At 59.3% G+C, this 21,713-nt stretch carries 23 protein-coding genes; 2 read left to right on the top strand and 21 right to left on the bottom strand.

The features are described 5' to 3' along the window. Window positions 1-52: 52 nt before the first annotated feature. The 21 genes from FYJ74_RS00540 to tmk form a co-directional block, all read right to left on the bottom strand. Window positions 53-1,264, bottom strand: a complete 1,212-nt coding sequence (locus FYJ74_RS00540) for a DUF3798 domain-containing protein (protein WP_154527686.1) — start codon at window positions 1,262-1,264, stop codon at window positions 53-55. Between the two features lie 434 nt (window positions 1,265-1,698). Further along, window positions 1,699-2,016, bottom strand: a complete 318-nt coding sequence (locus tag FYJ74_RS00535) for an HU family DNA-binding protein (protein ID WP_268233973.1) — start codon at window positions 2,014-2,016, stop codon at window positions 1,699-1,701. A 56-nt stretch (window positions 2,017-2,072) separates the two neighbouring features. Continuing rightward, window positions 2,073-3,404: a ribosome biogenesis GTPase Der gene (gene der / locus FYJ74_RS00530; RefSeq protein ID WP_154527684.1), complete on the bottom strand. Its 1,332-nt coding sequence runs from the start codon at window positions 3,402-3,404 to the stop codon at window positions 2,073-2,075. Between the two features lie 32 nt (window positions 3,405-3,436). Further along, the gene (locus tag FYJ74_RS00525; RefSeq protein WP_154527683.1) at window positions 3,437-5,224 is read right to left on the bottom strand and encodes a primosomal protein N' family DNA-binding protein; all 1,788 of its coding nucleotides are present in this window, start codon (window positions 5,222-5,224) and stop codon (window positions 3,437-3,439) included. Between the two features lie 21 nt (window positions 5,225-5,245). Further along, window positions 5,246-5,578 carry a DNA-directed RNA polymerase subunit omega gene (locus FYJ74_RS00520; protein ID WP_154527682.1) on the bottom strand — a complete coding sequence of 111 codons (333 nt, stop codon included), beginning with the start codon at window positions 5,576-5,578 and terminating at the stop codon, window positions 5,246-5,248. Between the two features lie 11 nt (window positions 5,579-5,589). After that, complete coding sequence (gene gmk, locus FYJ74_RS00515; protein ID WP_154527681.1) at window positions 5,590-6,165, bottom strand: guanylate kinase; 576 nt, start codon at window positions 6,163-6,165, stop codon at window positions 5,590-5,592. Continuing rightward, the gene (locus tag FYJ74_RS00510; protein WP_009163576.1) at window positions 6,152-6,415 is read right to left on the bottom strand and encodes a DUF370 domain-containing protein; all 264 of its coding nucleotides are present in this window, start codon (window positions 6,413-6,415) and stop codon (window positions 6,152-6,154) included. The genes gmk and FYJ74_RS00510 overlap by 14 nt, the downstream gene beginning before the upstream one ends. Window positions 6,416-6,418: 3 nt before the next feature. Continuing rightward, complete coding sequence (locus FYJ74_RS00505) at window positions 6,419-7,300, bottom strand: YicC/YloC family endoribonuclease (protein ID WP_154527680.1); 882 nt, start codon at window positions 7,298-7,300, stop codon at window positions 6,419-6,421. 16 nt (window positions 7,301-7,316) lie between these two features. Next, window positions 7,317-8,393, bottom strand: a complete 1,077-nt coding sequence (hflX, locus tag FYJ74_RS00500) for a GTPase HflX (protein ID WP_326830832.1) — start codon at window positions 8,391-8,393, stop codon at window positions 7,317-7,319. A gap of 50 nt (window positions 8,394-8,443) precedes the next feature. Then, window positions 8,444-9,082: a lysophospholipid acyltransferase family protein gene (locus FYJ74_RS00495; protein WP_154527678.1), complete on the bottom strand. Its 639-nt coding sequence runs from the start codon at window positions 9,080-9,082 to the stop codon at window positions 8,444-8,446. Next, window positions 9,075-9,740 carry a (d)CMP kinase gene (cmk, locus tag FYJ74_RS00490; protein WP_326830831.1) on the bottom strand — a complete coding sequence of 222 codons (666 nt, stop codon included), beginning with the start codon at window positions 9,738-9,740 and terminating at the stop codon, window positions 9,075-9,077. Before cmk ends, FYJ74_RS00495 begins: the two co-directional genes overlap by 8 nt. Window positions 9,741-9,766: 26 nt before the next feature. Further along, window positions 9,767-10,483, bottom strand: coding sequence for a pseudouridine synthase (locus FYJ74_RS00485; protein ID WP_154527676.1), 717 nt, complete (start codon window positions 10,481-10,483; stop codon window positions 9,767-9,769). After that, window positions 10,470-11,105, bottom strand: coding sequence for an SMC-Scp complex subunit ScpB (gene scpB, locus FYJ74_RS00480; protein WP_154527675.1), 636 nt, complete (start codon window positions 11,103-11,105; stop codon window positions 10,470-10,472). The genes FYJ74_RS00485 and scpB overlap by 14 nt, the downstream gene beginning before the upstream one ends. Further along, on the bottom strand, window positions 11,077-11,820 hold the full coding sequence (locus FYJ74_RS00475) for a segregation and condensation protein A (protein ID WP_154527674.1): 744 nt from the start codon (window positions 11,818-11,820) through the stop codon (window positions 11,077-11,079). Before FYJ74_RS00475 ends, scpB begins: the two co-directional genes overlap by 29 nt. Then, a complete protein-coding gene (locus FYJ74_RS00470) occupies window positions 11,807-12,625 on the bottom strand; it encodes a Nif3-like dinuclear metal center hexameric protein (RefSeq protein WP_154527673.1) in 819 nt (272 codons plus the stop codon). Before FYJ74_RS00470 ends, FYJ74_RS00475 begins: the two co-directional genes overlap by 14 nt. Before the next feature lie 344 nt (window positions 12,626-12,969). After that, entirely contained in the window at window positions 12,970-13,977 is a 1,008-nt protein-coding gene (gene glpX / locus FYJ74_RS00465; RefSeq protein WP_326830830.1) for a class II fructose-bisphosphatase, read from the bottom strand. 33 nt (window positions 13,978-14,010) lie between these two features. Then, window positions 14,011-15,303 (bottom strand): adenylosuccinate lyase, encoded by a 1,293-nt coding sequence (gene purB / locus FYJ74_RS00460; protein ID WP_154527672.1) that lies wholly within the window; start codon window positions 15,301-15,303, stop codon window positions 14,011-14,013. Between the two features lie 21 nt (window positions 15,304-15,324). Further along, window positions 15,325-16,254: a signal recognition particle-docking protein FtsY gene (gene ftsY, locus FYJ74_RS00455; protein ID WP_154527671.1), complete on the bottom strand. Its 930-nt coding sequence runs from the start codon at window positions 16,252-16,254 to the stop codon at window positions 15,325-15,327. 3 nt (window positions 16,255-16,257) lie between these two features. After that, complete coding sequence (locus tag FYJ74_RS11850; protein WP_154527670.1) at window positions 16,258-17,718, bottom strand: PSP1 domain-containing protein; 1,461 nt, start codon at window positions 17,716-17,718, stop codon at window positions 16,258-16,260. Then, the gene (locus FYJ74_RS00445) at window positions 17,648-18,463 is read right to left on the bottom strand and encodes a DNA polymerase III subunit delta' (protein WP_154527669.1); all 816 of its coding nucleotides are present in this window, start codon (window positions 18,461-18,463) and stop codon (window positions 17,648-17,650) included. The genes FYJ74_RS11850 and FYJ74_RS00445 overlap by 71 nt, the downstream gene beginning before the upstream one ends. Continuing rightward, window positions 18,460-19,065, bottom strand: a complete 606-nt coding sequence (gene tmk, locus FYJ74_RS00440) for a dTMP kinase (protein WP_154527668.1) — start codon at window positions 19,063-19,065, stop codon at window positions 18,460-18,462. Before tmk ends, FYJ74_RS00445 begins: the two co-directional genes overlap by 4 nt. 112 nt (window positions 19,066-19,177) lie before the next feature. Between tmk and FYJ74_RS00435 the strand changes: the two genes are divergently transcribed. After that, on the top strand, window positions 19,178-20,395 hold the full coding sequence (locus tag FYJ74_RS00435; protein WP_326830829.1) for a M20 metallopeptidase family protein: 1,218 nt from the start codon (window positions 19,178-19,180) through the stop codon (window positions 20,393-20,395). Further along, window positions 20,392-21,678 (top strand): amidohydrolase, encoded by a 1,287-nt coding sequence (locus tag FYJ74_RS00430; RefSeq protein ID WP_154527667.1) that lies wholly within the window; start codon window positions 20,392-20,394, stop codon window positions 21,676-21,678. The genes FYJ74_RS00435 and FYJ74_RS00430 overlap by 4 nt, the downstream gene beginning before the upstream one ends. Window positions 21,679-21,713: the final 35 nt, after the last annotated feature.

The raw sequence follows: 21,713 nt of genomic DNA, 5'->3' as shown, positions 1-21,713 counted from the left end.
GGGGGAGGTCGAAATTACTCCCCCCGCTCCGTTTTTGCCGCATAAAGTTTTGCTATTTCAGCTGCAGATATTTTTCAGGAACGACTTCGTCGGTCATGTTGAGGTAGCCCTTGCCAAAGATGTAGGTATCCTGATAGACGAGGATGTTGTTCTTCAGCTCGAGTCCCGTGTTGGCATCCATGTAAACGGTGCCGTTCCACTTTGCGCCCGGCGTAGCGCCGTTATATGCGGCAAGAAGGTCTTCGCGCTTGAAGTTGCGGCGGAAATTCTTCGGGGAAACGTCCTTCTCGATGCAGCTCTTGGCATACTCGCCCAGCGCGAACGTAGTCGTGAAGCCGTAGGAATATGCCCAAGTGCCCATACGTCCGGCGCCGCCCTTGGCGACAACGGCGTCTTCAACGCGTTTCAGGATCGCGGGGAAATCGCCCGCCACGTCGGAAAGCTCGACGCCCAGCGCGCCGGGGTAGCCCATCAGAGGCGAAGGAAGATCGGCTTCGATGAAGAACCCCTTGCTCTCGGCGATCCTCTTCAGCAGAGGTTCGGTTTCGGCGTCGTTGGTGCAGAAGAAAGCGGTGTTGGGGCCATACTTGTCGAGCCACTGAGGAACGTGCTCAAGGATGAACTGCTGCGCGCCGGCCACGCCGACGTCGCTGGTGGGATCGGGAGCGCTCTCGAAGTGATATTTCATGCCCAGATCGTTGCACGTGGCTTCCATGATCTTGGCGCGGCGAGACATGAGCTCATAGCTCATGTGACGGGGGAAGGAAATATGGACGAAATCGGTGCAGCCCAGCTTGTGAGCGGCGAGGATGATCAGATAGCCGCGGGCAATGCTGTCGGAGTGAATGATAAGATCCCCCGAAGGCGCGATAACGCCGGGGTCCTCATGGTTCTCGCCGGCAAACAGCAGGATGTCGGGCCGGGCTTCGCGAATGCGGCGGAAGGCCTCGGTCGTCCCCGGGATAGCCTGGTTGACGATGACGGCCTTCATCAGCGGATCGTCGGCAAACGAAGCGATCTGGGAGATCGTCGTTTCCTGCTCGGTCATGAAGTTGTCGGGGTAGGTGATGTGCTTGATCATGCCGCCGTTGGCGACATCGCCATAGCGTTTGATCAGCTCTTCCGCGCCGCGAAGATCGTCCTCGGACTGAGAAACCGTGCCCGTGCACACGCCGATATGGAACTTCGCGGGTTCCGCCGCCATCGCAGAAACAGCTCCCGCAAACAACGCCGCGGTCAGCAGACCAACAACAAACTTTTTCATTACTTATCCCCTCCGCATACATAAATTTTAGCAAGAAGAAATTCAGCTTTTCTTACTTGCATAGAAAAAGCTTACACGAGGAAAAGAATACCGTCAATCACGAGTCCGTTGTAAAAAAACGAAAACTAAACATTGAATTTACTGCTAAGATTTATAATAATGTAGCATGGGAAGATACTCAAGTTACGTCCCCTTCCGGAGTCGAGACCTTACGCCGGTTTATCCAAGACTTTTCGTCAAATATTAAGATAATAAATACACAATGCAATTGAAAATAACAGGTATTTCAAATTTAATGCAATGCAAGAAAGAAAAAATCCGCCATGCTCCGCACGCGGCCCAAACGCCGGACGCTCACGCAGAAAGGCGCTCAGTTTTTACTGAGCGCCTTTCTTTAAAGAACTCATGCACGCCGTTTCCGGAATTGCGAAAAACTAGTTGACCTGCTCCTTGAGTCCCTTGCCGGCACGGAAAACAGGAACTTTCTTGGCGGGAATCTGGATCGTCTTCTTGGGGTCCTGAGGATTACGCCCCACGCGGGCGGCACGTCTGCGGACTTCAAATGTGCCAAAACCAACCAGCTGAACCCTGTCTCCCTTGGCAAGGGCCTTCTCGATCGCAGCAAAAGTAGCCGAAATCGCTTCGCCCGCAGCCTTCTTGCTCATACCGGCATTTGCAGCAACTTCATTGATCAGATCGTTCTTTGTCATTTTTCTCTGCCTCCTTAAATTATCGATACGAAAAGCCTGCATGAAAAGGGCACCTCATAATGAGGCGCCCTTATTCTAAACGCAATGTCACTGAAAGGTCAAGCCTTTTCGTTATTTCCATGGCTGGAACGCCAAAAAAGGCGCAGCGGAACGCCATCAAAATCTCCCGCTTCGCGAATTTTTCTTGACAGGTGGTTTTCAAAGTTCTTCGTCACGATTGAAGGATCGTTGACGAAGAAGACGAATGTCGGCGGCACCGCGGCGCTCTGCGTGCAGTAATAGATCCGCAGCCGGCGTCCCGTGCCGTCTGTCGGCAGACGGTCAAAAGCCAGCATGTCGCGGATGATGCGGTTCAATATTGTCGTGCTGAATCTGGACTGGCGGCGCTTGCGCACCTGGCTGACCAGATCAAGCAGCCGATGCAGGCGGCGGCCGGAAACTGCCGAAGTGAAAAGCACCGGCGCATGGCTGACGAAGCGGAACTCCTCGCGGAGCTTCCTGTTCACTTCGTCGCCGGTCTCCGGCGTGTTGGGCAGCAGATCCCATTTGTTGACCACGAGGACGACGCCCTTGCCGCGGGCGAGGATCTCCCCCACCAGACGCTGATCCTGTTCCGTCGCCAATTCCCGCGCGTCCATCACGAAGATGGCCACGTCGCACTGATCGACCGCATCCATGGTCCGCACTGTGGAATAGAACTCGATATCGTCCTTAACCCGGCTTTTGCGGCGCAGCCCGGCCGTATCGACGATGCGGAACCGTTCGCCCTTATACTCGATCACGGCGTCGATCGAATCGCGGGTCGTTCCCGGGATGTCGCTGACCAGGGAACGCTGGCTGCCCGTCAGCGCGTTGAGAATGCTCGACTTGCCCACGTTGGGGCGGCCGACGAGCGCCACGCTGACGACGCCTTCCTCCGGGCGCTGCGTATCCTCTTTATCACCCAAGGTCTGCACGACCTGATCCAGAAGCTCGTCAACGCCGCGGTCATGGAGAGCGCTGACGCCGACGACTCTCTCGAAACCAAGCGAGTAGGCTTCGACGACGTCGTCCTCGTGGCTGAAGTCGTCTATTTTATTGACTGCGAGAACGACCATCGAAGAATGAGAGCGGAGCACCTGCGCCACGTCTTCGTCCATCCAGGTGACTCCCTGGCTGCCGTCGACCAGGAAGATCACGACGTCGCTTTCCTCGATGGCCTGGAATATCTGATCCTTCATGCCCTCCATGATCGGGTCTTTGTCTTTCAGCAGCAGGCCGCCCGTATCGACCACATAAAAACTTTTATCCTTCCACTGCACGCAGCCATACAAACGGTCGCGCGTAACGCCGGGCATATCGTCGACGATAGCCCGGCGTTCGCCGATAATCCTGTTGAACAGCGATGACTTCCCTACGTTGGGACGTCCGACGATCGACACTATTGCCATTGCATAACTCCTTCATGTGAGCGGAATTCCCGTCAGTCCGAGCACACTTTGACGCTGGGAAAACCTCGGCGGGAATTCCGGATGGTGAAATATTTTTCAAGATAACGCCGCAACGGCGCCATGCGCGCGGTAAAGACGGTCAGCGCCGCGCCGGCCGCATCGGACTGCATGGTCGTAAAACCGGCTTCGTCAAGTCCGAAGACAAAGTCGTCCTTCTCCTTCCAGCCTTTCGGCAGTTCCATTTTGACCATGTGCGAACAAGGGGGAAAAGAGAAGGCGCTTCTTTCCGCCAGTTCTTCCCGCCAGAAATAGCTCCAGCCGGCCTGAAGAGATTTGAGGACCGACTGCCCGGGGCGGCGCGTCTGAAACATGACCGTGCGCGCTTCCCGTCCTCGCCACAGGGATTCCTCGAACATGGAAAACGCTGAGAAGTGTGACGCATAATCGGGCTGGCGCGCTTCCGCGTCAGCGTCCAGCCACGCGATCAGCGCCGGATGTATCTGATCGAGCAGACTCAAGGCCCGCCGCGAGCCGAGCAAAAGTCCGCCTTTTTGCTTCAGTTCGGCAAGCCGGCGGCGCCCTTCGGTCAGGTTCGAGGGGTTTTCAGCGTGCCAGAGGCACACGGGGCTGTCACCCAAAAGATTCTGCGCCATCGGCTGAAGCGCTTCCAGACCGGGAGAGGTGCCCTGGAACATCCGCCCGCCGCACTGCGGGCAGACTCCAGGCACGTTCGCCTTGGCGCCGCAGAGCGGACAGCGCATCTCGTCCCGTTCAAAAGCCATGGCGGCGCCGCAGCGCGGACACTGCACCGCCCGGCCGCAATCGGCGCACTGCAGCTCGCCGCTCACGCCGCGCCGGTCCAAAAGCCAGAAGACGACGCGCTTGTCGGCCGCATGCCGCAGCGTTTCCGTCACAAGCACGTCGGCAAGAGGCAGCGGGAACTGCATCCCCCTGAACGGAAGCTGCGAAGCGCCGTGAAAGTCAAGGATGCGCACGACGGACCGCGCCGGCGTTTTCCGCTCGGCCGGGTGAAAGTTTTTGAACACTCGCGACGACGGTACCCTCCCGCCCACGACCAGGCAGCCGCCGGCGGCGCGGGCGCGGGCCGCGGCAAAGCTCCTCAGCGAGAACGACGGGCGTTTTTTGCTGCGCCAGGATGGATTCGCTTCTTCGTCGACGATGAACAGTCCCGGCGTGGCAAGCGGCGCAGCCGCCGCGCCCGGACCGCCGATGATCACGATGTCGTCGCGGGACAGCGCCTGGCGCCAGCTCTTGGTCGCCGCCTGAGCGCCCGACGCCGGCCACGGGATCAGGCGTTCCTTTGGGACCGCCCCGAGCAAGCTTTTATAAAATCTTTGCGCCTGTTCCCGTTCCGGAAAGAGCGCCAGCGCGCCACGGCGGCAGGCGAGGATTTTTTCGCGATAGAAGCGCCAGCGCTCTTCATCGTCATAGCGATAACAGAATTCAAACGAGAACGGGATTTTTCCGCTCTCTCCGTACGGCGCAAAAGCTTCTCTTCGCCAAAATGACGCCGGTACCAGCAGCCGCAGGATTTCCGACGGCGAACACAAAAAGGCCCGGGCGATTTCATGTACGGCCTGCAGATACGAACGGTTCAGCACCGGCTGAGCGTCGAGGATCCGCAGAACGTTTTTCAGCGGGATCGACGCCGCGGATTGCGTCCTTCCCGCCGCAAGGCCGACGCGGACGCCCTGCCCCATCGGAACGAGCACGCGCGCACCGGGTGGCACGTCGCAGTCCGTCAGATACGTCAGTTCATGCCACCATGGCCCGGGGATCAAAACCTGCAGTTGAAACATGCTCCGAGCCCGAGACCGCTTTTATTTCCGACGACCGTCCGCAGATCCGGAACTTTTTTTCTCCGCGGCGCGTTCCAGCTTCTTCTGTTCCTCCTCGAACGCCGCTTCCGACTCCAGCTCGTTCTCGATGGCGTCGGGGATCGTTTCGGCCTGCAGCTGCACGCTGACGTTTCCATCCTCCATGTCGCACAGCGCCAAAGCGATGGCCTTTTCGCCGGGATGCTTCTCAAGGATCCCGTTGACTCCCTTCACTTCGCTGATCTGGCGCGCCCTCTGCGCGATGATCGCCGTGAGAAGGTACTTGTTGTGCACGTTTACGTTGTCCATTATCTTATCCAGATTATGAAAATTCATTTTACCTCTCCTCAAAGAGCCTGACGGCGCTGCTCCACGAAGCGGCACACGCGGTCCACCGCTTCGTCCAGGGAATCGTTGACCACCACGAAATCGTAGCGGTCCCGCTGTTTCATTTCTTCAACGGCGTTCCGAAGGCGAAGCCGCAGCTCGGCTTCGCCTTCGGTATGCCGCCCTCTGAGACGCTTTTCAAGGACTTCGATGGACGGCGGCACAACGAAAAGCGTTACGGCTTCGGGCATCTTTTTCTTGACTTGAAGCGCTCCCTGCACGTCGATCTCCAGAAACATGTCCTTGCCTTCGTTCAAGACCTTTTCCACATCGCTTTTCAAAGTCCCGTAGCGGTGGCGATGCACGTCGGCCCATTCGAGGAAGTCTCCCGCCGCGATATGCGCCGCAAAATCTTCCGGCGTGACGAAACGATAGTCTACGCCGTCCCGTTCTCCGTCGCGCGGAGCACGGGTGGTACAGGAAACGGAATAGCTCAATCCATCAAGCGCCTCGAAAACTCTGGCGCGGATCGTGCCTTTTCCGGCGCCGCTGGGTCCGGAAAGGACGAACAGCGTTCCCTTCCTATTCTTCGTCATCGGCGCTGTCCCCTTCTGAAATACGATTGACGATGGTTTCCGGCTGAATGGCCGAAAGCAGAACGTGATTGCTGTCCGTCACGATGATCGCCCTTGTTTTGCGCCCTTTCGTGGCGTCGATCAGACGGCCGGCCGCGCGTGCCTCTTCCTTGAGCCTTTTGACGGGAGAAGACGCGGGTTGGATGATCGCCACGATCCGTTCGGCCACGATCATATTGCCGAACCCGACATGCACAAGCGTTCGCGCCATGGCCTACTCCACGTTCTGGATCTGCTCGCGGATACGTTCGAGCAGCGTCTTGCCGTCCACCACAAGCCAGCGAAGCTCGGTGCTGGCCGATTTGGAGCCCATCGTGTTGATTTCCCGGTTCATTTCCTGCACCAGAAAGTCCAGCTTGCGTCCCACCGGTCCGCCGTTTTTCAAAAGCGTGCGGAACTGGGACGTGTGGCTCGACGAACGGGTCAATTCTTCGGAGATGTCCCACTTATCCGCCAGGACCACGAGTTCCTGGGCCAAACGAGCCGGGTCCGCCTCATAGCCGAGCTGCGCGATCGTTTTCGTGATTTTGGCGCGATAGTCGTCGAAAAACTGCGGCGAGATGCTCTGCCACCGAGCGGCGATTTTCTCCAGAAGGCCGTCGTACTCTTCGAGATTCTGCATGATGTCGCGCTCAAGCGCCTCGCCTTCGGCCCCGCGCATTTTTATCAGGCCGTCCGCGCACTGATCCAGCAGTTCGAACAACGCCGGCTGGACTTCGCCGGAGGTTTTGTCCATCAGGGAAGAGGACTCGGTGACGCCGGGCAGACAAAGCAGACTTGTCACCGCGGGCACCGGCCCGCCGAGTTCGCCCTGCAGTTCCTGGATCTCCCGGTAATAGTCCCGCAGGACGTCGCCGTTCAGGCGTTCGCGCATCAGCGCCGGCGCCCATCTGATCTCCGCGCGCGCCACGACTTTGCCGCGCGCCAGACGGCTGCGCAGGGCGTTTTGGATCAGCGGTTCAAAACTCGAAAGTTCCCGGTCGGCGCGCACGGCGATTTCCAGATAGCGGGAATTGACGCTGGAAAGTTCCACGGCAAGGGTTCCCCATGGAGAATCTTTCCTGACGCGATGAAAACCTGTCATGCTGTAAAGCATTTATTTTCTCCTTTCCTCAGCTGCGGCGCACGGCAAGCCAATCGAAAACTCCCCACAGGTTTTCGACGCCTTCGCCCGTCAGCGCGCTCAAAGCGCATACCGGCAGTCCGTCACGCCTCAGCTGCGCTTTGATCCGATCGACCCGAAAGAGCCCCGACCGATCGACCTTGTTCAGCACCACGGCCCTTGGGAGCGCAGCCGCGCCGATCTCGTCAAGAGTCTGCTGGATCACGTCGTACGTCGCCGTCAGATCGGGATCGTTGGCGTCGAGCACCACAAGAAGCATATCCGCCTGACAGGCTTCTTCCAGAGTCGTCCGAAAGGCCGCGATCAATTCCGGCGGAAGTTCGCGGATGAATCCCACGGTATCGGCCATGAGGATGTTTTTCCCCGACGGCAGACGAACCGAACGGACCGCCGTGTCCAGCGTCGCGAAGAGCTGATCGGCGGCGTAAAGTTTTTTGTCGCCGCTGAGACGCTTCAGCAGCGTGGTCTTGCCGCTGTTCGTGTAGCCTACCAGAGCCACCGTGGGAATGCCGCTGCGGCGGCGCTGCTTCCGCTGCCCCTGGCGGCGCTTTTTCATCTCCTCCAGTTTGCGCGAAGCTTCGACGATGCGGGCCTGCAGCTTGCGGCGGTGCCGTTCGAACTCGGTTTCGCCGGGGCCGCGCGTGCCGATTCCGGCTCCGGCGTTCGACATCTGCTTTCCCAAGCCGCGAATGTGAGGCATTTCGTAACGGCACCGCGCCAGATCCACCTGCAGTTTGGCCTCGGCGGTCGCGGCGCGGCGCTCGAAGATCTTCATGATGACCAGCGCCCGGTCCCACACCTCGCAGTCGGTCTTCCGCCGCATGTTGCTGAGTTGGATCGGCGTCAGCAAGTCGTTGCAGACGATCAGATCGGCTTCCGAGGCATGAGCCAAGATTTTCAGCTCGTCCACTTTGCCGGCTCCCAGCAGAAAGGCAGGGTCGGGGCGGTCTTTTTTCTGCGTAGAAACGGCGACGACTTCCACGTCGATGTTCGCCAACAGCAGGCGCAGTTCTTCCAGAAGCAGATCCAGATCGTCGCGCAGCGGCAGTTCCAGGCCGGTGATCACCGCGCGGCGGCAAGCCGCCGTACGGTTTTTGAAATCCGGAGGCAGCGACGTTAGCCAATGCTCTCCTTTTCCATACGTTCCAGTTCGTTCTGAAGAGTGACTCGTATCCGTTCACGCTCCTCTTTCAACGAGCCCCGCCGTTCCTTGGGGAGCGGCATGATGGGGGGGCCAAAATGCGCCGTAATGGGACTGCGCTTGATTTTGGAGGAACCTACGGGCATGGCCTCATAAGTCCCTTCGATATACAGCGGGATCACGGGGGCGTCTACGCTGGTCGCCAGCACGGCGACGCCTCCTTCAAGCGGCTTGAGGCGGCCGTCGAACGACCGCGCCCCTTCGGGAAAAATCATCAGGCTTTCGCCGTTTTTCAGCAGGGAAAGGAATTTTTTCAACGCCAGCGCGGCGGCTTTTTCCGTCGTCCGGCTGACGGAGATCACGCCGAGATTGTTCATGAGCCAGGTGAAAAACGGGTTGATCTGAAAAAGCTCTTCCTTGCCGAGCGGACGGAGCCGCCCCGGGAACACGCATCCTACCACGACGGGATCGAGGTTGCTGACATGATTCGCGGCGACGATCACGGGGCGGTCGTTGGGCACAAGCTCTCTCCCGGTCACTTTCAAGCCGTTGTGAATTTTCAAAACAGCAAAACAAAGGTGTTTGGCAAGCCAGTACAGGAACGCTCTAAACATGGCACACCGCCCGCGCGATATCGGCGATCGCGTCCGCCACCTGTTCGGCGTTCATCGAGGACGAGTCAAGCAGCACGGCGCCGGGCGCCTGCTTCAGCGGCGCGATGCTTCGCTTGGCGTCGGCTTCGTCCCGCTGGAGAATCTCATCGAGCAGTTTCCGATAATCGACCTTCACACCGCGGGACGCCAGTTCGTCATAACGGCGCTGTGCGCGCACTTCAGCCTGAGCCGTCAAAAACACCTTGACCGGCGCATACGGAAAAACCACGGTGCCCATATCGCGCCCGTCGGCCACCAGACCGCCTTTGAGAGCCTGATCGCGCTGAAGCATCAGCAGTTTTTCGCGCACCGAGGGCAGCGCGGAATAAAGCGAGGCGATCCTGTCGACCGCCGGCGTACGGATCAAGGAAGAAACGTCCGTGCCGTTGAGAAAAACGGAGGAAGCGCGGATCTCCACCGTTACGTCGAAAAGGGCCTTTCTAAGTTCCGGGCTCTCCTGCGCGGGGATCGAAAGGCTGTCGAGGTAATAAGCCAGCGCCCGATAGAGCGCTCCCGTGTCAAGATAACTGATGCCCAGTTTCGAGGCCACAAGCTTGGCTACGGTGCTTTTGCCGGCGCCCGCAGGGCCGTCGATGGCGATAACTCCCGTCCAGTTCACTGTCGCTTCCTCCTTAAACATCCGCTCTATACGGCGCCGCCGTGCCGGATCATGCGGCGCAGCTGATCTGCGCTGTACTCACGGGCGCAGCCGCTTTTCAAATGTCGCAGTTCCATACGGCCGATCCGGCGGCGAAACAGCACCTGGACTTTCAGCCCGGCGCTCTCGGCGATAAGACGTATCTCGCGCTTGACACCTTCGTTCAGGACGAAGCGCAGCCACCGCCCCTCCGGCTCCCGTCGCAAAAAATCGACGCCGACGGGATGGAGCCTTTTCCCTTCGAAAATCGTTCCTTCCCGGAGCTGCCGTATTTCCCGTTCGTCCGGCACGCGGTCGAGCAAAACTTCATATTCTTTCGTGATCCCCGCGCGGGGGTGGATCATCTCCTGCGAGAAATCCCCGTCGTTCGTCAGCATCAAAAGCCCTTCGCTCTGCAGATCCAGACGCCCGATGGGAAACAGACGGTAATAGTCGTACTCGCGCGGCAGCAGATCGAGGATCACGGGATAACTGCGGTCGCTCACGGCGCAGATATAGCCGCGCGGCTTATGGATGACCATGTAGATTTTTCTCTCCGGACGGACTTCTACGTCGTCGACCGTGACGATCTCCCCGTCGGGAACGTCGTAGCCCGGCTCGGTGACCTGATAGCCTCCGCAAACGACGCGTCCGGCGAAGATGAACCCTTCGACCTTGCGTCGCGAGCCGACTCCGCAGAGGGCCAGATATTTATTCAGCCTCATCCTCGGCGGCCTCGCTTTCCGTTTCCGGAACCGTTGCCAGTCCCGCAGAAGGATTTTCCGTTTCCGGACGGTGCCGCTTCAGCTCTTCGAGTTCGTCGATCGTCGGCAAATCGGAGATGGCCCCCAGCCCGAAGATCTCCAGGAATTTCGTCGTCGTGCGGTACAGAAGAGGCGAACCGGTGCTTTTCCGCCGTCCGGCAATGCGCGCCAGTCCGTACCCGAGCAGCGTGTCGATGACGCGGTCGCAGCGCACGCCGCGAATCGCCTCAATCTCGGAACGGGTCACCGGCTGGCTGTAAGCGATCACCGCCAGAGTCTCAAGAGACGCCCGCGTCAGCCTGACGCGTTCGCTCTCGTCGGCGGCGCGAAATTTATCCATGGTTTCGCTCAGATCGTCGGCGGTCGTCATGAACCATTTCCCGCCGAGTTCGACGACTTCCAGACCGTGCGAAAGGGCGTAACTTTCGCTCAACTGAGTCAACGCCTTGCGCACCGAGGCCGCCGGCCGGCCCGTCGCCAGCGAAATCTCCGACACGGAAGCGCCGTCGGACGCGACGAAGAGGATCGCTTCGATCTGCCGCAGCAGAAGATTTTCAGGCTCTTCTTGCCGTGATGAAGACATCGCCAAACAGCTCCTTCTGCACCAGCGTCACAAAATTCCTCCGCGACAGCTCCAGCAGCGCCAGCAGAGTCACCACCAGCGCGCCGCGTCCCGGCTCTTCTTTCAGCAGGGAACGCAGCGACAGCCCTTCCGAAAAGGCAGTCAGGCGCTCGAGCACGCGCTCCATGCGATTTTCCACCTGCACTTCGTCGGGGATCTGCGCCGGCACCCCGCCGTCGTCCCAGTCGTCTTCGTCGAGCAGCTCGAGACTTGCGCTCCGACGACGATTGAGCAGTTCGAGCCACTGCAGAGAGAGCGAATAAAGATCGCCGAGATCGAAAAACGGATCGAGCGCCTCCCCTTTGCGAAAACGGCGCCGGTCGGCTTTTTCCTTCAGCCCGACCAGCCGCGAGACCGCCTCGCGGTAAGGACGATAACGCTCCAACAGACTTTCGACATCTTCGTCATCGTCCAGTACGGCGATTTCACCGTCGTCTTCGCAAGGCTCGTAGCGCGGCAGCAAAGACGAAGCTTTTTGCCGCACCAAATGCGCCGCCTGCGCTATGAATTCGGCAATCGAAGCGATCGGCAGGCCGCCGCTTCGGGCCAGATAGGCGCCGTATATGGAGATAACCTCGGCGACGCTGACCCGCGCAGCCTCGATCTGCCCCTGATCGATCATATGGCAGAGCAGATCGAGCGGACCGGAGAACCCCTCGATTTCAAGCTGAAACATGGCGCTCGACGCTGCACCAGCGTTCCCGGCGGCGTTTGGGACCGATCAGATCAAGGAAATGGACCGGCAAGCCCGTCTTCTGCGCCAAAGCTTTCGAAAAATACGACAGCGGCGGATTTTCCATCTCGCCATGATCGCAAAGCATCACGCTCAGGCCGGCGTCGACGGCTTCCATGCACTCATGATACCGAAGGTCGGCCGTCGCGTAAAGCACGGAATCGGTCCGTTCCAGCCTCTTCCAAAGATCGCCGCCCGAACCGCCGCACAAAGCGACGCGATCCACAGCCGAACCGCTGTCATAGAGGCGATAGCCGGACAGATCCCATTTCCTCGCAATTTCACGGGCGATTTCACAGGCCGGGGCGGAAAAGACGGAACCGACTGCCCCCATGCCAAAACCGCGCTCCGTCGCCGGAGGTTCGAGCGGCCTCGCGTCTTTGAGTCCGGCCAGCTGCGCCAGTCTTTCGTTCACGCCGCCGCGGGCGCTGTCGAAATTCGTATGACAGGCGATAAGGCAGACGTCGTTTTGAAACGCGGCTTCGACGGTCTTCGGATCGCAACGGTCGCAGATCATATTTTCCTGCGGCGCGAACAGCAGCGGATGATGAGTGATCAAAAGCCCGCAACCGAGGCGCGCCGCCTGCCCGACGGCCTCCGCGGAAGAATCCAGCGCCACGGCGATCTCGCCGACGGGCGCGTCATATCTGCCGAGCCGCAGGCCGCAATGGTCCCAACGCTCCGCAAGTTCGAAGGGAGCCAGATCATCGATCAGCGGGATCAACTCCCGCACGTTCAACGCGCTCATTCACACCACTCTCTCTTCAGCAAAACTACAAGGCGCCGGAGCAAACTCCGCCGCCAGAGAACACACAGAATCAATTTCAGCCTTTTAATAAGAACAATTTTCATGATTATACCACGATGCCTGAGGAATAAATTTTTCATCGTAGTTTTTCGTTAAAAGGCAAAGCTTCTTTTAAGCTCCAAGGCACGAGACTGTCTCAAAACCCCAGAACTGCCTTTAAAGGCAAATGATGCCACTTCGCTCCGCTCATATGCAGCGCTTTAGCGCTGGATAGAATTCATCAAAAAATAGCACAGAGGCCGCCTCAATTGTTTCTTGAGGCGGCCTCATTTCAAGAAGACCGATCATGCTTTGTAATCGATGCCGGCAATTTTATCAAGCTTATAGAGGCTGTGCACCGCGTCGATGTAACGGACCGTTCCGCTTTTGGCGCGCATCACGAGGGAACTCGTATAAATCCGTTCGCCTTCATAGCGAACGCCCTTCAAAAAGTCGCCGTCCGTAATGCCGGTGGCGGCAAAGAACACGTCGTCGCTGCAAACCAGATCGTCGATCGTCAGCACTTTATCGAAATCCATCCCAACAGCAAGCGCCTTCTGACGCTCCTCGTCGTTGCGGGCCCAAAGTTTGCCCTGCATGTTGCCGCCCATGGCCTTGATGGCGCAGGCCGTGATGACGGCCTCGGGGGTGCCGCCGATGCCCATCAGCATGTCGGCGCCGCGCTCCAGCTTGCAGGTCAGCAGCGCTCCGGCGATATCGCCGTCGGTGATGAGCTTGATGCGGGCGCCGGCGGCGCGGATCTCTCCAATGAGTTTCTCATGACGGGGACGGTCCAGCACGACGACCGTGATGTCGCCCATGGCCTTTTTGCGGGCTTCCGCGACGCGGCGGATATTTTCCGCCACCGGGGCTTCGATGTCGATGACGTCTTTCGCCTCGGGACCGACGACCAGTTTGTTCATGTAAAAAACGGTCTCGGGATTGAACATCGTGCCGCGCGGCGCGCCGGCGACGACGCTGATCGCGCCGCTGATGCCGAGCGCCGTCAAACGCGTTCCGTCGATGGGGTCCACCGCGATGTCCACTTCGGCGTTCTTGCCGGTGCCGAGGTGTTCGCCGTTGAACAGCATCGGCGCTTCGTCTTTTTCACCTTCTCCGATCACCACAATGCCATCCATATCAACGGTATTGAGCATGTAACGCATTGCGTTGACGGCCGCGCCGTCGGCGGCGTTTTTGTCGCCGCGCCCCATCAGACGCCCGGCCGACATCGCGGCGGCTTCCGTGCCGCGGCAGAACTCAAGCGCTAAATTTCGATCGGGCAGACGAGCGTTGCCAAACAGACTTTTCACTACAGACCCCTCCTTGAAATGATATCGTTGGAACTATTCAAAACGAGCAAAAATCTCGTCGACAAAACGGAAGTAATACTCGTTTGTAAAAAGCTGCGCCAGTTCCGTTCGATCAATTCTCCCCTTGATCAGTTCGTCGCCGGCCAACAGATCCAGAAAATGCCCTTCGCCGTTCCATGTCTTCATGGCGTTGCGCTGCACGGCCAGATAGGCGTCTTCGCGGCGCATGTTGAACTTCTCCACCAGCTGAAGAAGCACGCGCTGGCTGTACACGAGCCCGCCGGTCAGCTCGAGGTTCTCCTGCAGACGCTGCGGCGACACGTCAAGACCGCGGACGACGCGCCCGAGCGTTTTCAGCATGTAATGGGCCAGATGAAAGGCGTCGGGCCAGATGATCCGCTCGGTGCTGGAATGGCTGATGTCGCGTTCGTGCCAGAGGGCGACGTTTTCCTGCGCCACGACCGTAAAGGAGCGCAGCATGCGCGCCATGCCGCAGATTTTTTCGCATTGGATGGGGTTGCGCTTGTGAGGCATCGCCGACGAACCTTTTTGTTTCTTGCCAAACGGCTCGAGCGCCTCGCGCACTTCCGTGCGCTGCAGGTGTCGGATCTCGGTGGCGATCCGTTCCATCGCAGCGCCGAGACTGGCCAGAGCGAACATGACGACGGCGTGCCGGTCTCTCTGGATGATCTGCGTCGAAACGAGATCCGGCTTCAGCCCCAGTTCGGCGCAGACGGAAGCCTCGATATGGGGCGGACAATGGGCGTAGGTGCCGACGGCGCCGGAAATCTTTCCGCAAGAAATTTCCTCTCTGGCGTTCTCGAGGCGTTTGCGGTCCCGCAGCAGTTCCGAATACCAGTTCAATATTTTCAGGCCGAAAGTGATCGGCTCGGCGTGAACGCCGTGGCTGCGCCCAACGGCAGGCGTGTATTTGTATTTCTCCGCCTGTTCGAACACGTCTTTCATGAAAACGTCGAGCTCGCCTATCACGACGTCCAGCGACTGCCGCAGGCGAAGGGCGCTCGCCGTGTCTTCCACGTCGCTGCTGGTCAGGCCGAGATGGATGTAACGGCCTTCCGGCCCCACATGGTCGGCCATGTTCGTGTCGAAAGCGATCATGTCGTGCTGGACTTCGGCCTCGATCTTCAGGATCTCGTCGGCGTCGAAGCCGCTGCGCGCGTCGATTTTCTCCATCGCCTCGGCCGGGATGACGCCGTCTTTCGCCCAGGCGTGGCAAACGGCCAGTTCTACGATTTCCCAGCTCCGATACTGGTTCTCGAGAGACCAGATTTCTTTCATTTCTTTCGTCTCATACCGTGGGATCATGCTATACGAGCCTCCAATAAGTTAATTTTCCGGCGCCGTTTCTCCGAAAAGAGCTTCCACGAATTCTTCGGCGTTGAAAAGTTTCAGGTCTTCCGGCGCTTCGCCAAGACCGATGTAACGAATGGGCAGACCGAGCTTGTCGGCGATCGACAAGACGATCCCGCCTTTGGCCGTGTTGTCGTACTTGGCGAGAACGACGCCGGTCAGCGGCGCCACTTCGTTGAAGACTTCCGCTTGCCGGAAAGCGTTCTGACCGATGACCGAATCGAGCACGATGATGCTTTCCACGTGCTCTTTCCCGACTTCACGCTTGATCACCCGATAGATCTTTCCCAGTTCTTCCATAAGATTGTGCTTGGACTGAAGCCTTCCCGCGGTATCCACGATCAGGACATCCGCCTCGGAAGACCGCGCTGCCGAGAGCGCGTCGAAGACGACCGCGGCCGAATCGCCGCCCTGCTTCTGCGCGATCACGCGGATCCCGCTTTTTTCGCCCCAGACCTGCAGCTGCTCTATCGCCGCGGCCCGAAAGGTGTCCGCGGCGGCGACGATGACTTTTTTGCCCGACTTTTTGTAAAGCCAGGCCAGCTTTCCCGTCGTGGTCGTTTTTCCGCTGCCGTTCACGCCGACCATCAAAATGACCGAGAGACCATTTTCGCCGCTTTGCAGGGGCGCCCCCATGCATGGGACTTCGTTGAGACGTTTCATCAGTTCGCCCTTGAAATGTCGGAGCAGCTCTTTTCCATCGCAGCGGCGTCGCGCATGATACGCTCGCATTTCGTCAAGGAAAGTTTCCGTCGTCTCCAGCCCCACGTCGCCGGCGATCAGCACATCTTCAAGCTCCAGCCAAAAGTTTTCGTCGATCGTGCCGCCGAAGAGCCGCGTTATATTGGCGCTCCAGCGATGACGAACGCCGTTGAGTTTCTCTTTCAACGTGTCGAAAAAGGACATGGGCTAGAGTTTCCCCTCCTCAGAAGAATCTGCCCGCGAAGATGGTTCAGAGACAGATCTTTTCCTGGAGCTCGGGCGATGAAATCCATGACCGGAGGTCCGCTGCCCCCACGCTCCCGAGCGGCGCTGCTCTGCCGACACCGCCGCCTCCATGCTTCCAGAGATCTGGGACTGCTGCGCGTCGGTCCCCTGCTCGTCTCTGCGCTTCTGATTTTTGGAGCCGGACGATCTTGAGGGAGTTTTTGCCTTGTCCCTCTGGAGAATATTTTTCTGCCCCGCTTTCTTCTGCTCCCCAATTGGCTCCTCTTTGTTCCTAGAGTCTGCCTTGCCCCCTGCTGCAAAAACGCGGGTGTTCTTCCGGCGATGCCGGCGGCGTGCTTCTGCATATTCTGCAGTGCCTTTCTCATTGCCCGCTGTTGCGTCAGCAACGCTTGCAACCGTCACCCGCGTTTCGTCGCAATCGCCCGACATTCTTTTCGTTCCGCTGTACTGACAACAGCCGTCACATCTGAAACAGCCGCGCTCCTCGCCAACAAGCGGGGCTTCTCCATCAAACGCCATCAACGGCTGCCCTCTCTCGTCAAGGCCGTGTTCATCGTTGCTCCACGTTTTGCCGGCAAGCAGCGTTTCCTTGAACTGCTGATACATCGTCACGGGAATGTTGACGTTCCCCTCCGGCCCGTGAATGCTGCAGGTCCGCGTCGTCAGATCGACGCCCGTCAAGATCCACGTTCCCTGTTCCGTTTTGATCTTGGCTCCGTGGGACGGCAATCCCTTCCACAATTCATGGTACGTGTTCTGTTCAAAGCTCATGCAGCACATAAGCCGTCCGCACAGCCCGGAGATTTTGGTCGGATTAAGAGCCAGATTCTGTTCCTTGACCATTTTAATGCCGATCGGCATAAAACGATGGAGCCAGTAGCTGCAGCAACAGACGCGGCCGCAGGCGCCGATCCCTTTGACCACTTTGGACTCGTCTCTGACGCCGATTTGCCGCAGCTCGATGCGCGTACGGAATTCTCGGGCCAGATCCCGGACGTAAGCGCGAAAATCGACGCGCTGCTCGGAAGTGAAATACAGGAACAGCTTTTTGCGGTCATTCATGTATTCCACGTCGACCAGTTTCATGTCGAGATCATGACGACTCAATACCTGTCTGGCGGCGACAAGAACGCGCTCTTCTTCGCCGCGGTTGTTCCTTTCTTTCTCCAGATCTTCCGTCTCGGCCTTGTGCAGAAAGGTTACGTTCTGAAGCCCGGAATCGTTGCCCGACTGCCCTTCCTGACGGTTGTCTATGGCCCGGTAAAGAGCTTCCTGGCGTTCAGTGATCTCTCCGGCGACGACGGCGATCTCCGTCCCCCGCGAACTTTCTACGAGCAGCTGCTCTCCTTTTTCAAAACGAATGTTGTTTTCGGCAACGATCAGCCCCAGGTAACGCGGTTTGCCGAAAATCGTCAAATACATGCTCAAAGGGATACTCCTCTCTCAACAGAAGAAACAAAAGATCTGTCCACATCGCCGCGGACAGGTGGGTGGCGAGCGCCGTCTCGGCAAGCTGACGCAGCATGCCGGCGCGCTTCAGCTCCCCGTTTTTGCAGAGCCACGACGCATAGCCATGCGCCATGGCGTACCATTTCTGTCCGTCGTTTTTCTCGTTGTCTTTCAACCAGCGCAGCCATTCGGACTGAGAAGCCGGAGGCGTCAAAGGTTCGATTTTTTCTTCCACGGAGAATGACAACATCCACAGACGACTTCGCAAAGTAGAAAGAATAGTGCCGCGGTCCATCATATACAGAAGACGTCCTTTGGACGGCGGTTCTTCGGTGATCTTGAGCAGACTGTTCACAGCTCCCGGGCTCATCTTTTCGGGGGCGTAAAACACCAGAAGTCGCACCGGCGCGACGACGGGAGAAAGCGACAGGTCGGCGCTTTTCGCGCGGCATTCGTCGATGGGCGCTGGCGCATCCGGTTCTCCGGCCACCAACAGGTCGGGATGTTCAATGTCAACCCAGGCCCGGCACGACGGGCACCGGCCGCAGGCGGAACCTGATTCGCACAGGATGCGGCGAGCCAGCGAGAGCATGACTTCCCGCTGCCAGGGCAGACGGATCTCGATGCCGATCGAACCGGGGATCGATCCCCGAGCGATAAATTCCAGCAAATCGCGCCAATGAACGTCACTCTGCCAAAAAACTTCGCTCTGACTCATCTGACGCAACGCCTTTTCAATTCGGAGAAGACCGCTTCTTCGATCTCATCCTCGCCCGCCCGGGCGTCGACTCTGAAAAATCTCGAAGCGTTCCTTTCGGCCAATTTCCTGAATCCGCGGGCGACGGCCCGATGGAACTTCAAGTCTTCGCTTTCGATCCTATCGCTTTCGCCGCGCCCCGACATCCTCTTCCTCGCTTCTTCCACCGGGAGGTCGAGCCAGACGGTCAGATCCGGCTCCGGAATCCCGCACCACTTTATCAGGCTCTCCAGCATGTCTTCTTCCAGTCCGCGTCCCCAACACTGGTAGGCCCGGGTGGAGTCGTTATAGCGGTCGCAAACGACCCATTCCCCTTGATCCAGCGCGGGTTGAATGACCTGCGCGACGTGTTCGCACCGGTCGGCCACAAAAAGCATGATCTCGGTCAGCGGATGCCGGAGCCGCCCGTTCAGCAGAAGAGCGCGCAGAATATCCCCGTGCGCCCAGTCTCCCGGTTCATGCGTCTCCGTCACTTTTTTGCCCTCGCGCCTCAAACGCGCCGCGAGACGCCTGGCCTGCGTCGACTTGCCGGAGCCGTCGATCCCTTCTATCGTGATGAACATTTATGCCTCACTCCACCAGAATGAAATTTTTACTGGAATGCGTGCGCTTCTAAAGTTATACTATAAGCCACGAACATTTTACACGAATCAATCCATTTGGAGGCGATCTACGGTGAACCAGCTCGTCAGAGAACTCGAAGAGAAATACCGCGAACGTTACATGACGTTTTACCGCCATCTCCACGCTTATCCTGAACTCAGCTACCACGAAGAGAAAACCGCGGCTTTCGTGTACGATATTTTGAAGGGCCTGCCGCTGGACGAGATTCGTCCGAACGTCGGCGGTCACGGCGTCGTCGCGCTCCTAAAGGGCGCGCGGCCCGGGCCGTGCATCGCGCTGCGCGCCGACATGGACGCGCTGAGCATCCAGGAGAACACGGGCTGCCCCTTCTCCTCGCAAGTTCCTGGGGTGATGCACGCCTGCGGGCACGACGCCCACACGGCGATCCTGCTGGGTGCCGTCCACGTGCTCTGCGAGATAAAGGAACAGCTCGCCGGCTCGCTGAAGTTCATCTTCCAGCCCTCGGAGGAGATGACGCCAACCGGCGGCGCGCCGGGAATGATCCGCGACGGCGCGCTCGAAAATCCTCACGTCGACGCGATCATCGGTCTTCACGTCTGGCCGACGCTGGCAACGGGAACGATCGGGCTGCAGGCGGGCGCGGTGTCCGCTTCTTCCGATCACCTTCGCGCCACGATCCGAGGCGTCGCCAGTCACGGATCGATGCCCGACCGGGGCGTCGACGCCATCGTGGCGGCCTCGGCCGTCGTCATGGCGCTTCAGCCTATTATTTCACGAAACCTGTGTCCCCGCAATACCGCGGTCATCACCATCGGCACCATCAAAGGCGGCGACCGCTACAACATCGTCCCCGACCGCGTCGACCTCGACGGCACGGTGCGCAGCTTCGACGAGGCGGATCACAAAAAGCTGCCGCAGTGGATCGAGCGTGCGGTCGCCAACACGGCCGCCGCATATGGCTGCACGGCCGAGATCGATTATCAGAGAGGATTCCCGGCGACGATGAACCACGAACGGCTCGTGAGCATCGGCCGAGAGGTGATCCGCGACGTTCTGGGCGAAAAGGGCGTGCTGCCCGATCTTCCCGTGCCGCCGACCGGCGAGGATTTTTCGTTCTATACGCTGAAAGTCCCGGCCGCTTTCGCCTGGCTCGGCTGCCGTCCTGACGGCGTCAAGCCCGAAGACATGCCGGCGCTCCACAACGACCGGTTCCTTCCCGACCCCGCGTGCTTCCCCTGGGGGATTCAGTACCTCGCGTCGATGGCGCTGAAACTTCTCGAATCCGACCTGAAAGGACTCAAAAAATGACCCGCACGACGACCGAAAGCAACCGCATTCAGAAAATGATCGAACGCCGCCGCGACTTCCACCGTTATCCCGAGACCGGCTGGACAGAGTTCCGCACCACGGCCAAAGTCGCCCAGATCATGGACCGGCTTGGCTATGCCTTGAGATTCGGAGGGGATTTCATCAGACCGGAGACGGCCATGGGACGGACGATCGATGTCGAAGCGCAGATGCGGCGCGCCGTCGATCAGGGGGCCGAGCCCGCATGGGTAAAACGGACGAACGGCACCACGGGGCTTTCCGCCGAGCTGGACATGGGGCGCGAAGGTCCCGTCGTCGCCATGCGCTTCGACATCGACTGCGTGGATACCGACGAGGCCGCGGACGAAGGGCACCTTCCCGCCAGGGAAGGATTCCGCTCCGTCAACAAGGGCTGGATGCACGCCTGCGGCCACGACGGGCACACCGCGATCGGCCTGGCGGTGGCCGAATACGTCGCCGAACACAAAGACTCCTTCAAAGGCAAGATCCGTTTTCTCTTTCAGCCGGCGGAAGAAGGCGTGCGCGGCGGCTACGCGATGACGCAGGCCGGCCTGCTGGACGACGTGGACTGGTTCATCGCGCTCCATCTCGGCCTCGGCGTACCGACGGGGACCGTGTACGGCGGCACCTACGGCTTCCTCTGCACCACCAAGATCGACGTCGATTTCACCGGCAAGGGCGCTCACGCCGGCGGCGAACCCAATCAGGGGAAAAACGCGCTGCTGGCGGCCGCTTCGGCCGCGCTGAACCTCCACGCCATCGCCCCGCATCACGACGGGCCGACGCGCATCAACGTCGGCGTGCTTCAGGCCGGCGAAGGGCGCAACGTCGTGCCCCCCAGGGCAGCCATGAAAATCGAGACGCGGGGCGCGACCGACGACATTCTCAAATATGTGTACGACCGCGCCGTTCAGGTTATCCAGGGGGCCGCCGCCATGTACGACTGCAAGGTGGAGATCTGCAAACGCGGCGAGGCGAACACCGCCGACAGCGATCGGAAGATCGTCGACGTCATCTGCGACGCGGCCCGCGAGGTCGAAGGCGTGACGAAAGTCTTCCCCAAACAGCTGATGTCTGGGAGCGACGACGCCTGCTGGATGATGAAGCGCGTGCAGGATCGCGGCGGCCAAGCCACGTACGTCGGCCTGGGAGCGACCATCGCCGCCGGGCACCACAACGACCATTTCGATTTCGACGAGGCCTGCCTGCCCATCGGCTACGAGGTTCTCTGCGGCGCTATCAGGCGCCTTTCCGGAAGATAATGAACGCGAAACGGCAGAAAGCGGGGAGTCCGCTT

The sequence above is a fragment of the Pyramidobacter porci genome (assembly GCF_009695745.1).
GTDB lineage: Bacteria > Synergistota > Synergistia > Synergistales > Dethiosulfovibrionaceae > Pyramidobacter > Pyramidobacter porci.
Note: the sequence above shows the minus strand (reverse complement) of the source record. Positions and strands in the feature narration are given on the sequence as shown.